The sequence below is a fragment of the Sphingomonas sp. 28-62-11 genome, from assembly GCF_002278865.1.
Classification (GTDB): domain Bacteria; phylum Pseudomonadota; class Alphaproteobacteria; order Sphingomonadales; family Sphingomonadaceae; genus Sphingomonas.
Map to the genome: position 1 here is coordinate 33,761 of NZ_NCGB01000003.1, position 15,508 is coordinate 49,268.

A 15,508-nucleotide genomic window follows, 5' to 3' on the forward strand; every position below is an offset into this window, starting at 1 on the left:
ATCGAATGACCCTAGGGCGAGACCTGCCACCCTTCAAGTTCGCGCGCGATCAGCATACGCAACATGGCGATGCCGTCCGCGCTGTCGTTCAGGCACGGGATATAGGCAAAATCGGTACCGCCATGTTCCTCGAAGCTCTCACGTCCGCGAATCGCCAGTTCCTCGAGCGTTTCGAGGCAATCCGCCGAAAATCCCGGCGCGATGATCGCGATTTTCTTGATGCCCTTGCCCGGCAACGCTTCCAGCGTGTCATCGGTCGCAGGTTCGAGCCATTTGGCGCGGCCAAAGCGCGACTGGAAGGTGATGATCACTGGGCGGCCAAGCGCTTCGCCCAGTAAACGCGCGGTTTTCTGGCAATGGCAATGATAGGGATCGCCAAGCTCAAGCGTACGCACCGGCATGCCATGAAAGCTCACCACCAGCGCATCGGGCGTGAAATCGAGCCCCGCCAACCCCGTCTCAATCGAGCGATGAAGCGCACCGATATAGAGCGGATCGTCATAATAAGGCGGCAGCGTGCGCATCGCCGGCTGCCAGCGCATCGCCGCCAGTGCCTCGAATGCCTTGTCGTTAGCGGTCGCGGTCGTCGCGCCGCAATATTGCGGATAAAGCGGCGCGACCAGAATGCGGTCGCACCCGGCATCCTTCATCGCCTGCAATCGATCAGGGATGGATGGCTTTCCATAGCGCATCGCCCAATCGACCGTCACGTGCGGGCCGAATGCGCCCTGCAGCGCCGCACTCTGCGCCTTTGTGATGCTCGCGAGCGGTGATCCGTCCGGCCCCCAGACTTGCGCATAGGCCTCCGCCGATTTCTGTGGGCGGGTATTGAGGATGATCCCGCGCAGAATCGGTTGCCACAAGAATTGGGGAATCTCCACCACGCGCCGGTCCGACAGGAACTCGGCCAGATAGCGTTTCACCGATTTGGTGTCGGGCCCGTCGGGCGTTCCCAAATTCGTCAACAACACCCCCAGTTTGCGCGGGGCAACGGGCGGATGATCGGCGGGCAAGTGATTAGTGGGGGGAATCATGCTGCAGATGCGGTAAACGGCAAGCGTCGCAAACGAAACCCCGCACTTGCCTGAAGCGCATTGGCAATCGCTGGCGCGACTGGCGGCACCGCCAGTTCGCTGACGCCGCCAGGCTCTGCCTCGCTGCGGATCATTTCGATCGTGATGTCGGGAATATCGGCGAGGCGCGGCAGGCGCAGATCAGCAAAACTTCGCGCATCGGCAACATTTTCGGTAAAGTCAGTTGATCCCCCCAATGCCCCCGCCATGCCGAAAATCAGCCCGCCTTCAATCTGTTGCCGAACGATATCGGGATTAATCTGGCGTCCGCAATCCACCGCTGCAACAATCCGGTCGACAACCGGGCGTTGACCGTCCTCGAAATGCGCCTCTGCCAGCACCGCGATATGGCTGCCGCGAAAGCTGTGGCAGGCGATGCCCTGGGCGCTGCCGGGCACCCCGCCTTCCCAGCCACCCAGCGCCGCCGCTGTCGACAGGCACCGCACCAACCGCGGCTCGGCCGTTATGGATACCCGAAACGAGAGCGGCTCGGTGCCCGCAACATGGGCAAGTTCGTCAAGAAAACACTCGGTGAAGAACGCGGTGTAGCTATGCGCACCCGATCGCCAATGGCCCGTCGGCACGCCGATATCGGCCGGGTGGTGATCGATTGCATAGGCTGGGAATCGATAAATCGGCAGCGCGCCTGCCACCGCATAGGGATCGCCGGCCCCCTCCAGCGCCAATGCCGCCCGCACCGCCGGATCGCTCGTGGTGAGCCGATCGGCAAGTTCGCGCCCGGTATTTGGTGCGGCAATTTTGGCAAGCCAGCCCATGATTGCGCCGTTCGGCCCCAGCCGGGCCGTCATCCGTGCCGCAGCTGGCGGGCGGTAGCGATCGTGCAGCAGATCTTCGTACCGGGACCAGACAAGCTGCACCGGGCGCTTGATGCGCTTGGCAATCATGGCGGCCTGGGCGGCGACGTCATGTTCCAGATTGGCGCCGAACGACCCGCCGATCAGCATGGGGTGCACAATCACCGAATCCGGCGACACCCCGATTGCGGCGGCGGCAGCCGCCCGTGCCAATCCCGGCGCCTGAGTCGGCAACCACAACTCGAGCACGCCGTTTTCAATCCGTGCCGTTGCCGTCATCGTTTCCAGCGCGGCATGGAGGCCCAGACCCACCTGATAATCGGCGGTCACCACCTGCGCGCCCTTGAACACAGCCGCCAGATCGCCTTGCGCCGCCATGCGCTGGCCGGGACCGTCAAGCGCGCGCGCCAGGGCAGCACCAATGCTGTCGCTGTTCACCAGCGATCCCCGGGTCGCAAATGTCGGCACGAGCGCATCGAGCGCGCGGTTCGCGGCCCACCAATTATTGGCAATCACCGCAACCCAGCGCGGCTCCTGAATTACCTCAATCACGCCCCTGATCTTGGTGGCAGCGGTACGATTAATCTTGGTCAAACGGCTGTCACCGACCGGGCCCTGGCGAATGGCGGCGAACACCATTTCAGGCAGACGGACATCGCCCGCAAACCCGGCGGACCCGTCAACCTTTGACGGCACGTCAAGACGCGGCAGCGATCGGCCGGTTAGCCGCGCGACATTACCTTGCCGCAACGGCAGCTCTTTGGGCACGGATTCCCGCGTCGCCTCAGCCGCAAGCGCGCCGAAGCCGAGCTTCCGGTTGCCATGCGTCACGAACCCGGCCGCGCTATCGCACGCGCGCCAGTCGACCCCCCAGCGCCGCGCCGCGACTTTGCACAGCAATACGCGCGCCGCAGCACCCGCTTGGCGCAAATCGCCCTCGAAATTGCGGATCGAGCTTGATCCCGCCGTCAGCACCAGCGCGGTGCGTACAACATGGGTCTTTTTCAGTGCTTCGGGGATGCCGGCGAAAACGCCTTCGAACAATTCCCCTGCGCCCAGATCATTGGCATAAAGCGGGTTGAGCGGGGCAGGCTCCAGGCCGACGCGCCGCCAGTCCGCGCCGAGCTCATCGGCGACGATCTGCGGCATCGTGGTATAGACGCCCTGGCCATGTTCGGCCTGCGGCACCGCGACCGATACATGGCCATCCTCACCGATTTTCAGCCAGGCCCCGAAGATCTTTTCCCCCGGTGCAGCGGTAAGATTGGGGAGATAGCGGCGCGGCCAGATCGCCCAGGCGACGAGCAAGCCGACGCCAGCGCCGCCGCCGATCAGCAGCGAGCGCCGGTTAACGCCCTGCACGATCCTGCTACCGATCCGATCACTGATACCACCCTTCGCCATTGCCCCGCTCTATCGCGGTGCAGCGATGGGCGCCAGATCAGGCAGCGGCTGATTCGGTGGCATAAATCTCGCGATAGGCAGTGCGGAGCGAGACCTTGTCGATCTTTTCGGTGCCAAGCCGCGGCAGCGGACCTTCGGTGATCCAGATGCGCCGGGGCACCTTGAACGCCGCGATTCGCCCGCCCAGAAATTCGCACAATGTTTCGGCATCGACGATTTCGCCGGGGCGAATGTGGACGACAGCACCCGGCACCTCGCCAAACCGCTCGTCGGGCAGGCCGAACACCGCCGCTTCGGCGACGTGCGGATGCTCGTACAGCGCCGCTTCGACTTCCTGGCATGAGATATTCTCACCACCGCGGATGATGATATCCTTCTTGCGATCGACGATAAACAGATAGCCGTCCTCGTCGAGGTAACCGATATCGCCCGTCAGGAAATAGCGATCAGCGGTAAAGGCGTCGCGGGTGGCATCGGGGCGATTCCAATAGCCTTTGAAGTTGCAGATCGACCGGATCGCGACTTCGCCGAGGTAGCCCTGGATCACCGGCTTGCCCGAACCGTCCAAGATCGCGAGATCGACTAGCGGCGCCGAGGCGCGGCCGGTCGAATTAGGCTTGGCGAGGTAATTGCTGCGGAAGTTGCCACAGCCAACGCCGTTCGTCTCGGTCAACCCATAGCCAAGCAAGGGGGCAGCGCCGCCCATTTCCTCGTTGAGGCGGCGGACATGCTCGACCGGGCGAGGCGCGCCGCCCGCCGCAAAATCAGTGACCGTCGACAGGTTATAGCTGGGGCGCTTCGGATGCGTGAGGATCTCAAAGCTCATCAACGGCACGCCGACGAAATAGGTCACCTTCTCCCGTTCGATCAGCCGCATCGCTTCTTCGGCATCCCATTTGGGCATCAGGACGAGCTTACGACCCATCGCAAAGCTTTGCAGGAACACCGGCACTTCGGCAGTGACGTGGAATAGCGGCACGTTGAGCAACGTCGCGTGCTGGACGGTAACGGGATTGCCATCCTCGGTCGAAATGCCCAGCATCATCAGCGCGCTGGCGAGATAATTGAACACCGCCTGCGTCACCGCGCGGTGATCCGAAAGCGCGCCTTTCGATTGGCCGGTCGAGCCGCTGGTGAACAGGATGGTTGCATCATCGTCACCGCGCAGCATGGGCAGCGCCGTCGTCTCGCTGCCGCCCTTGGCGAACAAGGGGGCGAGCGCTTCGGCCAAGGGCAGGCGATCATCGATTGCGATTACCTGCGCGCCGAGGCCCGTCGCTTCATCAAGCCGCTGCGCGCGCGGCGCATCGGCAAATACCAGATTGCAATCAACATCAGTGATCGCATTGGCTAGCTCGCTCGTCTGCCACCAACCGTTGAGCAGCGTGGCGATGCCGCCGGCCATCAGGATGCCCATGTAAAGCGCAATCCAGGACGGCGAATTGCGCATCGCGATTCCCACCCGGTCGCCCTGCTTTACGCCGCATCCGTCGATCAGCGCGCGCGCCGCTTGCTGCGCCAGCGCATAGACCTCGGCAAAAGTCAGGCGTTCGTCACCCGAGACGAGAAATGTCTTGTCGGCATGTTCGTTGCAGAAATGCGCGAAATAATAGGTCAGTGCAGGTGGTGCGACCGCGATCGTCGGATAGCTACGGCCCTGAAGTTCAACGGGAACCACCGGCATCTGGCCGCTAAGCGCGGTCAGCGCGGCAATGCCCCGATCAATTCGGCGATCCAGCTCGCTCGGCATTCGTCTCTCCCTCTTGGTCTTATCGCCAGACCCCCTTATGGAAGCTTCGCAGCCTGGGGAAAAGCCTTGATCCTGACAACTGTTGCCGCCGCCGCCACCGACCATATCCGGTTTACCGATCTGGGACTGAACGACACGATCTTTCGGATCGGCTGGTTCAGCCTGAAATGGTATTCGATATCCTATGTCGCGGGGATCATGGCGGGCTGGTGGTATCTGCTGAAGCTGGTCGCGCAACCGGGATCGCCGATGGCACGGCGCCATGCCGACGATGTCGTATTCTACGCGACACTGGGTGTCATCCTTGGCGGGCGAATCGGCTATGTGCTGTTCTATCAGCCGGCGATGTTGCTGACACCGCTTCAGGTCTTTCGGCTGTGGGATGGCGGGATGTCATTCCACGGCGGCGTGATCGGCACCTCGATCGGCCTGATCCTGTTTGCTCGGTCGCAAGGGCTGCAATGGCTGCGCGTGCATGACTATGTGGCCTGTACCGTGCCATTCGGACTGTTTTTCGGGCGGATCGCCAATTTCGTTAATGGTGAGCTTTACGGCATGCCAAGCGATGCGCCCTGGGCGATCATCTTCCCGCGCACCGGCGATGACATCGCCCGCCACCCCAGCCAGCTCTACGAGGCCGGGCTTGAAGGGATCGTGCTGTTTGCGGTCCTGTGGTTCTGCTTCTGGCGCACCAAGATGCGGTACGAACCGGGCAAGCTCGTCGGCATCTTCATCGGCGGTTACGGAATCGCGCGTTTCATCGTCGAATTTTTCCGCGAACCCGATGAGCAGCTGCGCGAATTCGCGGCGGCAACCGGGCTGCACATGGGCCAATGGTTGTGCGTGCCAATGATCCTGGGCGGTGCTTACCTGATCGCCACCGCCAAGGGTCGTCGCGAGCGCGTCGAGCCGATCGCCGGGGGCGAAAGCGTCGCCTGAGATGGAGGCACCAGTGTTGGATGCCACCCTGCCCGACCGGCTAGCCCGCGCGGTCACGCTCGCCGGGCCGATCTCGCTCGCGCAGTATATGGCCGCCGCCAACGCGCATTATTACGCCACGCGCGATCCGCTGGGCAGCGATTTCACCACCGCGCCCGAAATCAGCCAGATGTTCGGCGAGCTGATCGGCGCGTGGCTCGCCGATCTCTGGGATCGCGGCGGTCGACCGCCTGCTGCTTATGTCGAACTTGGGCCGGGTCGCGGCACGCTGGCGGCCGATGCGCTGCGGGTAATGGCCAAGGCCGGGCTGACGCCGCCAGTGCACTTCGTCGAGACCAGCCCCACCTTGCGCACAGCACAGGCGGCGCGGGTGCCCGATGCAACCTGGCATGACGATACGACGACATTGCCGGACGATGCTGCGCTGCTGATCATCGCCAATGAGTTTTTCGATGCGCTGCCGATCCGCCAATTGGTGCGCGGGGGGGATGGCTGGCACGAACGACTCGTCGCGTGCCAGGACACATTATTCCTGCCGATCGCGGGCAAGCAGGTGCCGGGCGACATCCTGCCGCCCGAACTGCGCGATGCCGCCCCTGGATCGGTCATCGAAACATCGCCCGCCAGCGTGGCGGTGATGCGCGATCTGGCCGGGCGGATCGCGCGGCAGGGCGGCGCGATGCTGACGATCGATTATGGCTATGAAGGCCCCGCGATCGGCGACACGCTGCAGGCGATGCAGCGTGGGCGCTTCGTCAACCCGTTCGAACATCCCGGCGAACATGACCTGACCGCGCATGTCGATTTCGCCACGCTGGCGGCAGCGGCGATCACCGCAGGTGCATCAACGTTCGGCCCGGTCGAACAGGGCGCGCTGCTGATAGCGCTCGGTATCGATGCGCGCGCGGCGGCGTTGGGGGAGAGAGTGATGGCCGATCGCGAACGGTTGGTATCCGCGGACCAGATGGGCAGGCTGTTCAAGGCACTTGCCATCACCGCGCCCGGCTGGCCGCACCCTGCAGGTTTCCCATGAACGCCGTCCCCATCATCTATCGCGACGCGACTCAGGCCGACGGTCCCGCGCTCGACGCGATGGCCCGCAAGATCTGGCTCGAAACGTTCGAGCATTCAGCACCCGCCAGCGATATCGCTCTGTACGTCGACAAGGCGTACGGCCCGGACGGGGCGCTGATCCGCAGCCTGGCAGATCCAGCGCATCACTTTCGGCTCGCCTGCGCGGGTGATGCCATCATCGGTTATGTCAAACTCTCGCCCGTCTGGCTCGATGATCCGGCGGTGCTGCCCGGTGCGCTTCAGCTGAGCCAGCTCTATATCGCCGCCGACTGGCATGGACGCGGCATCGCCCAGGCGCTGATGGACTGGACGATCGACGAGGCCCGCCGCCGTGCTGCCACCGCTTTGGTGCTGACGGTATGGGAGGAAAATTTCCGCGCCCAGCGATTCTATGCGCGCTACGATTTCGTCCATATCGGCGATTATGCCTTCCCGACCGGGACCCAGGTCGACCGTGACCTCATCATGCAGCTGGTGTTGTGAGCGATGTCGAGGTCATCCGCGCCCGCGCGCTCGACGGGGTCGCGCATGGCTTTCTGGGGCGGCGCGGGGGGGTGTCGACCGGGGCGATGGCATCGCTCGACATGGGGCGTCGCGGCCAGCCGCCCACGCCCGAGCTGATCGAGAATCAACGCCGCGCGATCGACTCGGTCCTGCCGGGCAGTACGCTCGTCACCTTGTATCAGGTGCATTCGGCGGAGGCCGTGATCGTCACGTCTCCCTTCGATGACGATGCCCGCCCGCGCGCCGATGCGCTCGTTACCGATCGACCGGGCCTGTTGCTCGGCATCCTGACCGCCGATTGCGTGCCGGTGCTATTCGCCGACACGGCCGCCGGGATCATCGGCGCGGCCCATGCCGGATGGAAGGGCGCATTGGGCGGTGTTACCGACGCGACGATCGAGGCCATGCTGGCACTGGGGGCTGAACGCGACCGGATCGTCGCCGCGATCGGGCCCTGCATCGCACGCGCCAGCTATGAGGTGGACGACGGCTTCGCTGCGCGCTTTGGCGAGGATGACCCCGCGAACGAGCGCTTCTTCTCCCCCGGCAAGCCGGGCCACCAGCAATTTGACCTTGAAGCCTATGTCGCCCACCGGATCGCGCATGCGGGCGTTGTCACGGTCGAAATGCTGGGGCTGGACACCTATGCCGATCCCGCGCGTTTCTTCAGCTATCGCCGCGCCACGCATTTGGGCGAGCCTGATTACGGCCGGCAAATTTCGCTGATCGGCTTGAACGGATAACGCGTGCTATCGCTGGGGCGTTAGTATCGATAGAGACTTGTTCAACAGCCACTCGCCCCCAGGAGCCTTGCCATGACCGACGAAACCGAAGTCGAGCTGACCGGGGCCGCCCCGCGCCGCCACCCCAAGCCAAAGGTCGACAAGGTCGGCGGGCGCAAGCTGAAGCCTTCGACGCTGATGATGGGGCATGGCTATGATCCAGTGCTGTCGGAGGGGTCGCTAAAGCCACCTATTTTCCTCACTTCGACCTTCGTGTTTCCCAATGCGGCGGCGGGTAAGCGCCATTTCGAAGGTGTGACCGGCAAGCGGCCGGGCGGGTCGGATGGACTGGTTTATTCGCGTTTCAACGGCCCGAATCAGGAGATCCTCGAAGACCGGCTGGGCGTTTGGGAAGATGCCGAGGACGCGCTGACCTTTTCGAGCGGCATGTCCGCCATCGCCACCCTGTTCCTGTCGATGGTGCGCGCGGGTGACACGATCATCCATTCCGGCCCGCTCTATGCCGCGACCGAAACGCTGATTGCGCGCATTCTCGGCCGGTTCGGTGTGCATTTCGTCGATTTTCCGGCGGGCGCAACGCGGGCGGAGATCGATGCGGTGATGGCGAAGGCAAACGGCATGGGCCGGGTCGCGCTGATTTATCTCGAAAGCCCCGCCAACCCGACCAATGCGCTGGTCGATGTGCAGGCGGTGGCGGCGGCGCGTGATGCGGTGTTTGGCGATTCGCCCGACAAGCCACCGATCGCCATCGACAACACCTTCCTGGGGCCGCTCTGGTTCCAGCCGCTGCAGCACGGCGCGGACATCGTCGTCTATTCGCTCACCAAATATGTCGGCGGGCATTCGGACTTGGTGGCGGGCGCCATCCTTGGCTCGAAGAAGCAGATCGATGTCATCCGCCTGATGCGCAACACAATCGGCACGATCACCGATCCCAACACCGCCTGGATGCTGCTACGCAGTCTCGAAACGCTCGAGCTGCGGATGACCCGCGCGGGCGAGAATGCGGCGAAGGTCTGCGCGTTCCTGCGCGATCACCCCAAGGTCGAGCGGGTCGGCTATCTCGGCTTCCTCGAATCGACCCCCGGCGATGAACGCCAGGCCGATATCTATACACGCCACGGGATGGGCGCGGGCAGCACCTTCTCGCTGTTCCTGAAGGGCGGCGAGCGGGAAAGTTTCGCGTTTCTCGATGCGCTGCGGATCGCCAAGCTGGCAGTATCGCTCGGCGGCACAGAAACCCTCGCCAGCCACCCGGCGGGGATGACGCATCTATCCGTCCCCGAAGCGCGCAAGACGGCGCTGGGCATCACCGACAATCTGGTGCGGATTTCGATCGGGGTGGAAGATGCAGACGATCTGATCGCTGATTTCGATCAGGCGCTGGCGGCGATTTAACTGAGGGTGTGGACGTAAAGGCACCGCTTTTTTCTCGCACCGGACTGATGAATATGCATGATTAGGGAGTGAAGTCATTCGCTTACCTGAACCGGGGGATCATCGGCATGCATTCATTCGTCAGCCGCGCCATGGGCGGCTCGCTGGCTTTGTGCCTGCTGCTGTCGCCACAGATCAGCACAGCGCGTCAGGCCAGTGCCGCATCGCCGCCAAAGCCAACAGCGTCTTCGCGCTATGCCGCCCCGCCGGCGACATCATGGCAGCATGTCGGCAGCGACATTCCGGCCGATCCGCAATGGCAAACTGGTACGCTCGCCAATGGCCTGCGCTATGCCGTGCGGCGCAATGCGAAGCCTGCGGGAAGTGTGTCGATCCGCGTTCGGCTCGATGTCGGGGCGTTGATGGAGCGGGACGAGGAGCAGGGCTGGGCCCATTTCGTCGAGCACATGGCGTTTCGCGGTACGCCCAAATTGGGTGATGGCGAGGCCGTAAAGGTCTGGCAGCGCATGGGCGCGAGCTTTGGTGCCGATACCAATGCGTCCACGACGCGCCTGTCGACAATCTACAAGCTCGATTTGCCCAAGGCCGATGCCGAATCGGTTACCATAGCGACGAACATTCTGGCCGATATGCTTGCCAATGCGTCGTTCGACCCGCGTCTGGTCGAGATTGAGCGCAAGGTCGTGCTCGCCGAGCGATCCGCGCGTTTGACACCGTTCAGGGAGAAGTTGAGGCGAGCGATAAGTGCGTTAGTCGTACCAGGCCTGTTGGCAGCCCGGCGCGACATTATTGGCACGCCCGAAACGCTGGGTGGCGCATCGGCGGACGGGTTGCGGGCATTTCAACGGCGTTGGTATCGGCCCGAACGCGCGGTGGTGGTGATGGCGGGCGACGCGCCGACGAGCCAGCTCATCGCTGCGATCGAAGCGAGCTTTGGCGGCTGGCGCGGTGAAGGACCGCCACCGGCCGAGCCTGATTATGGGAAAATGGTAACGCCTACCACGGAGGCCGTATCGGTGATCGATCCGCTTGCCAGCAGTGCTGTGGCGATCAATTGGGTACGGCCCTATGTGTATGAGCCTGAGACCGTTCGAGGGACTACACCGCGCCTTGTTCAATCAGTCGCGCTGGCAATCCTCAACCGACGTCTGTCGACCGAGGCGCAGCGCGGCGGTGCCATCATCGATGCCTCGGCAACGTATAGCCGCGGACGAAGGACCAATGAGGTGCTGTCGATCTCGCTAACGCCAAAGACCGACCAATGGTCTGCCGCCTTGGACCGTACCTTTGCCATCGTGAACGAGTTGCGCGATTCGCCACCTGCTCAGGCCGAGGTTGAAGCAGTGCTTGCGGACCGGAAGCTTTTGGTTGATCGCGCTATCATCACGCGTGCAGACGCAGCATCACCTAGTCTCGTCGATGAATTCATGGGCGATGTCGACTCGGGCAGCGTCACCGTTTCGCCGGAAGTGATCAAAGACCTGTTCGAAGGCGCGCAATCAGCAGTGACTCCCGCAGCCATTCAGGCAGAGGTTCGCACCATACTGACCCCTGAACCCCGCCTGATTCTCACCGGTCCGAAGCCTATCGCCGGAGGCGATACCGCGCTCGTTGCTGCGCTGGGGAAAGCCCGCAACATTGCGGCTGCGGAGACGGCAGCGGTACGATCGGTATCGTTCGATGAACTGAAAGCACCCGGGCCGCCGGGCAAGATCGTCCGAACCCAACCCCTGCCCGAAATTGATGCCGAGCGAATCACCTTCGCAAATGGCGTCGAGCTGGCCCTCAAAAAGACCGGGATCGAACAGAACAATATTCGCGTTCTGGTCCAGATCGGCCACGGCCTGCTCAATCGCAATCCTGATGCAACCACACTGCAATGGTCGTTTGGTGCGCTGATCAGCAGCGGGGTTGGGCCGTTCTCAGCTGACGAGTTCCAGCGTTTGGTGACCGGCCGACAGCTTGGCTTCAGCTATACCGCATCGGTCAACAGTTTGGACCTGCAAATGCGGACCAATCCCAAGGACCTGACCGATGGCCTGCGATTGATGACCACGTTGGCGCAGGGCGTTCGCTACGGCGATGCCTCGCTCGATCGATTCAAGCGCGGGTATGAAAGCAGCTATGCCTCACTGTACAACCAGCCCGGTTCGGTGCTGGGGGCATATGGCGAAAAACATCTGACCAATGGCGACAATCGGTTCGCTGGGGCGCCTGACCCCGCAACCGTGAACGCCCTGACGAATGCCGATTTTCGCGCCTATTGGGATGCCCGGATGGCCGAAGGGCCGATCAAGCTTGTCGTGGTCGGCGATTTCGATCGCGCCGCGCTGATCGCGGCAGTTGCCGCAAGCTTTGGCGCGCTTCAGCCACGCCAGGCCGTGCCGCCGACGCCAACCCAGCTTGATGTGCGGCCATCGCCCCCCACCAAATCCCCCATCACCCTGTATCACCGTGGTGCCACCGACCAGGCAATCGTTATGCATTACTGGCCAACAACCGGGGTGTACGCCGATATTGCCGAGAGCCGAGCGCTTTCAATGGCAGGGTCGATCCTGAATACCCGGCTGCAAGAGACTTTCCGGGAACAGCAAGGCGGCAGCTATGCGCCGTCGGCGGGCAGCAGCCAATCACCCATTTTTCCCCGCTTTGGAACGTTTAGTGCCGGAGCACAACTGACTGCCGGGATGATCCCCGCCTTTGACAAAGCATTGGACGCTGCGATTGCAGAACTTGCTACAAACGGTCCCACGGCTGATGCCATGGAGCGGGCGAGGTCAACCATTTTGAGCGATTTCGCACGGGAAAAGTCAAGCAACGCTGCGGTTTGGGTGACGCTGCTTTCGCGCGATCTTGACGACCCCCGCGTTCTCAGCGTCTTTCTGTCCCGCGAAGCTGGCTATGCGGCGGTTACGGCGGCGCAGGTCCAGGCGGCAGTGCGTAAATATTTGAAGCCGGGCGGGTCAATCGACATTCGAGTGCTGCCTGAACCGGCCAAACCCGCCAAGTAATCCGCCAATCGAACGCGTCAGCCGTCGCTGACCCGTTCGATATCGGCACCCACAGCGGAGAGTTTTTCCTCGAGCCGTTCATAGCCGCGATCGAGGTGGTAGACGCGCTGGACCTGTGTTTCACCCTCAGCGGCGAGCCCGGCGAGGATCAGGCTCATCGAGGCGCGCAGATCGGTTGCCATCACCGGCGCACCGATCAGCTTGTCGACGCCGCGCACCACTGCCGTACGGCCACGCACCTGAATGTCGGCGCCCATCCGGGCAAGCTCCGGCACGTGCATATAGCGGTTCTCGAAGATCGTCTCGGTCAGCACGCTCGCGCCATCGGCCATGCACAGCATTGCCATGAACTGTGCCTGCATATCCGTAGCGAAGCCCGGAAAGGGCGCGGTCGAAAGTGTCAGCGGCGCAAGGCCGTTGCTGGCGGTGACGCGCATAAAGTCGGGATGTTCCTCGACGGTAACGCCGGCGTCGATCAGAGCGGCCGTCGTCGCACGCATATCCGATGCAGCCACGCCGACCAGATCGAGCGAACCGCCAGTAATGGCGGCGGCGCATGCATAGCTGCCTGCCTCGATCCGGTCCGGCATCACGCGATAGGTTGCGCCATGGAGCCGATCACGACCCTCAATTTCCAGCATCTCCGTGCCAATGCCCGATATCGATGCGCCCATCGCGACCAGGCAGTGGCACAGATCGACGATTTCGGGCTCCCGTGCCGCATTTTCGATCACCGATGGTCCTTTGGCGAGCACGGCGGCCATCACCGCATTTTCGGTCGCACCCACCGAGACGATTGGGAAGCTCACCCGCCCACCGGACAAGCGCCCGCCAGGTGCGGTCGCTTTCACATAACCTGCTGCCAGTTCGATCTCCGCCCCAAGTGCCTCCAGCGCCTTCAGGTGCAGATCAATCGGTCGGTTGCCGATCGCACACCCGCCCGGCAGCGACACCGTCGCCTCGCCGGCGCGCCCGACCAGCGGGCCGAGCACGAGGATCGACGCGCGCATCTTGCGGACAATGTCATAGGGCGCGACCGTTGATGTGAGCCGACCAGCCTTCAGCGTCATCACTCGGCCAAAATCATCGGGGCGCGCGCCCTCGATCATTGTCGACACACCGAGCTGGTTGAGCAGATGCCCAAACCCGTCGACGTCGGCGAGCCGCGGCAGGTTGCGCAGCGTCAGCGGTTCTTCGGTCAGCAGCGCACATGGCATCAGCGTCAACGCTGCGTTCTTGGCCCCCGAAATGGGAAGGCGGCCCGACAGGCGATTGCCGCCGCGAATGAGTATTCTGTCCATTTCAGAGCTTCTACCGCCTAGGCGTTGGCGCGCAAGAGGAGGGTCGATCGGTTTTGCGCGATTCGAGGCGCAAGCGCTCGCGTTACGCCTTTTCCAGCGTGCACTGGAGCGGGTGCTGGTGCTGCCGCGCGAAATCCATCACCTGGCTCACCTTGGTCTCCGCCACTTCATAGCTGAACACGCCGCACACCCCGACGCCCTTCTGGTGGACATGGAGCATCACCCGGGTCGCATCCTCGATGCTCATCCGGAAGAAGCGCTGCAGGCACAGCACCACGAATTCCATTGGTGTGTAATCATCATTCAGCATCAACACACGGTAGGGCGTTGGCTGTTTGGTGCGCGTGCGGGTGCGCGTGGCGATGCCAAGGCCGGTGCCCTCGTCATCGTCGCCGGGCGGACGCTGCGCCATGGCGCGCGGGGATGCTGGGTCAATCATCATGTGAGCCGAAAATATGGCACTCGCCGGGCCAAGGGCAAGGGGCAAGCGCAAACGAACCGCCTTCATCGCTGCAATTTCATGCAAAAAGGGCGGCCGCATCGCTGCGACCGCCCCCTGATTTGGCTGCTGGCACCGAAATGCCAGGCCGATTACGCGCTGATCTTGATCTTTTCAGCAGCAATCGCAACGCGGTTCGAGATCGGCTGAGCGATCTCACCGGCGAGCTTCAGCATGTTTTCGGTCGTCTTCGACGATTCGGCGACCAGCGAGTCGAACGAGGTGCGGACATAATCGCTGTGGAGCTTCATGAACTCGGTCGGCGACTTGACGGTCGACAGGCTCTTGACGATCGCGGTCATGCCTTCGAACGACTTGCGGGTGTACTCAGCGGCGTCCTGGCCCATCGTTTCGATGCCCTTGGCAGCGATCTTCGACGATTCGACGAGCGCTTCGACGTTGCCCTTGTTGAACTCGGTGACGTCAGCGAACATGCCCTGGGTCTTTTCGAGCGCAGCCTTGGCGCGGTCGTTCATTTCAACGAACATGGTCTGAGCCTTGTCGGTGGTGTTCTTGATGGTGTTTTCCATGATGGTCACTTCCTTGTTGATGGAGGTTGCCGTCGCGGCAGGTGCAGCGATCGGGGCAGGCTTGGTCTTCACAGTAACGGACTTCGGTGTGGCGGGCGCCTTTACAACTGGCTTGGCCACGGCCTTCTCGGGCGCAGGGGCGGGCTCAACCGCCTTCGCCGGCGCCGCAACCTTGGCGGCAACCGGGGCGGGCGAGGTCACCGGCGCAGACTTCTTTGCCGCAGGTGCAACGGCCTTGGGCGTTTCTGCTTTCGCAGCTGCGACCTTTGCCGCAGGCGCTGGCTTTACTGCATCAGCAGCCACTGGCACGGAGGTTGGCGATGCCACAGTCGCTGCCGCCTTGGGCGCATCGACCGGCGTCGTCACGGCTGGCGTTTCTTGCGCGACCGTCGTTTCAACCTTAGTAGTTTTATCGGCCATGAGGGGCCTCCCGCTCTTGTTTGCTGCACTGCAATATAATGAAATGC

At 62.9% G+C, this 15,508-nt stretch carries 12 protein-coding genes; 6 read left to right on the forward strand and 6 right to left on the reverse strand.

Annotation, left to right across the window (positions count from 1 at the left end; genetic code table 11):
- Nucleotides 1-11 precede the first annotated feature (11 nt).
- Genes hemH through B7Y49_RS01745 form a run of 3 tightly spaced genes read right to left on the reverse strand, consistent with a single transcriptional unit; the run spans nucleotide 12 to nucleotide 5,042 of the window.
- On the reverse strand, nucleotides 12-1,034 hold the full coding sequence (hemH, locus tag B7Y49_RS01735; RefSeq protein ID WP_374125839.1) for a ferrochelatase: 1,023 nt from the start codon (nucleotides 1,032-1,034) through the stop codon (nucleotides 12-14).
- A complete protein-coding gene (locus tag B7Y49_RS01740; RefSeq protein ID WP_374125840.1) occupies nucleotides 1,031-3,292 on the reverse strand; it encodes a molybdopterin cofactor-binding domain-containing protein in 2,262 nt (753 codons plus the stop codon). Before B7Y49_RS01740 ends, hemH begins: the two co-directional genes overlap by 4 nt.
- Nucleotides 3,293-3,329: 37 nt before the next feature.
- Nucleotides 3,330-5,042 (reverse strand): class I adenylate-forming enzyme family protein, encoded by a 1,713-nt coding sequence (locus tag B7Y49_RS01745; RefSeq protein ID WP_374125841.1) that lies wholly within the window; start codon nucleotides 5,040-5,042, stop codon nucleotides 3,330-3,332.
- Between the two features lie 66 nt (nucleotides 5,043-5,108).
- Here B7Y49_RS01745 and lgt point away from each other — a divergent pair, with 66 nt between their 5' ends.
- The 6 genes from lgt to B7Y49_RS01775 all read left to right on the forward strand — a co-directional run bounded on the left by lgt (nucleotide 5,109) and on the right by B7Y49_RS01775 (nucleotide 12,711).
- On the forward strand, nucleotides 5,109-5,981 hold the full coding sequence (lgt, locus tag B7Y49_RS01750; protein WP_374125842.1) for a prolipoprotein diacylglyceryl transferase: 873 nt from the start codon (nucleotides 5,109-5,111) through the stop codon (nucleotides 5,979-5,981).
- Nucleotide 5,982: 1 nt separating this feature from the next.
- The gene (locus tag B7Y49_RS01755) at nucleotides 5,983-7,014 is read left to right on the forward strand and encodes a class I SAM-dependent methyltransferase (protein WP_374125843.1); all 1,032 of its coding nucleotides are present in this window, start codon (nucleotides 5,983-5,985) and stop codon (nucleotides 7,012-7,014) included.
- On the forward strand, nucleotides 7,011-7,538 hold the full coding sequence (locus tag B7Y49_RS01760) for a GNAT family N-acetyltransferase (protein WP_374125844.1): 528 nt from the start codon (nucleotides 7,011-7,013) through the stop codon (nucleotides 7,536-7,538). The genes B7Y49_RS01755 and B7Y49_RS01760 overlap by 4 nt, the downstream gene beginning before the upstream one ends.
- Nucleotides 7,535-8,302: a polyphenol oxidase family protein gene (pgeF, locus tag B7Y49_RS01765; RefSeq protein WP_374125845.1), complete on the forward strand. Its 768-nt coding sequence runs from the start codon at nucleotides 7,535-7,537 to the stop codon at nucleotides 8,300-8,302. Before B7Y49_RS01760 ends, pgeF begins: the two co-directional genes overlap by 4 nt.
- Nucleotides 8,303-8,374: 72 nt before the next feature.
- Nucleotides 8,375-9,700, forward strand: coding sequence for a cystathionine gamma-synthase family protein (locus B7Y49_RS01770; RefSeq protein WP_374125846.1), 1,326 nt, complete (start codon nucleotides 8,375-8,377; stop codon nucleotides 9,698-9,700).
- Nucleotides 9,701-9,807: 107 nt separating this feature from the next.
- A complete protein-coding gene (locus B7Y49_RS01775) occupies nucleotides 9,808-12,711 on the forward strand; it encodes a M16 family metallopeptidase (protein WP_374125847.1) in 2,904 nt (967 codons plus the stop codon).
- A gap of 17 nt (nucleotides 12,712-12,728) precedes the next feature.
- Here B7Y49_RS01775 and murA read toward each other — a convergent pair whose 3' ends face one another.
- The 3 genes from murA to phaP form a co-directional block, all read right to left on the reverse strand.
- Nucleotides 12,729-14,012, reverse strand: a complete 1,284-nt coding sequence (gene murA, locus B7Y49_RS01780) for a UDP-N-acetylglucosamine 1-carboxyvinyltransferase (RefSeq protein ID WP_374125848.1) — start codon at nucleotides 14,010-14,012, stop codon at nucleotides 12,729-12,731.
- A gap of 82 nt (nucleotides 14,013-14,094) precedes the next feature.
- Entirely contained in the window at nucleotides 14,095-14,454 is a 360-nt protein-coding gene (clpS, locus tag B7Y49_RS01785) for an ATP-dependent Clp protease adapter ClpS (RefSeq protein ID WP_374125849.1), read from the reverse strand.
- Between the two features lie 149 nt (nucleotides 14,455-14,603).
- Nucleotides 14,604-15,461: a phasin family protein gene (phaP, locus tag B7Y49_RS01790; protein ID WP_374125850.1), complete on the reverse strand. Its 858-nt coding sequence runs from the start codon at nucleotides 15,459-15,461 to the stop codon at nucleotides 14,604-14,606.
- Nucleotides 15,462-15,508: the final 47 nt, after the last annotated feature.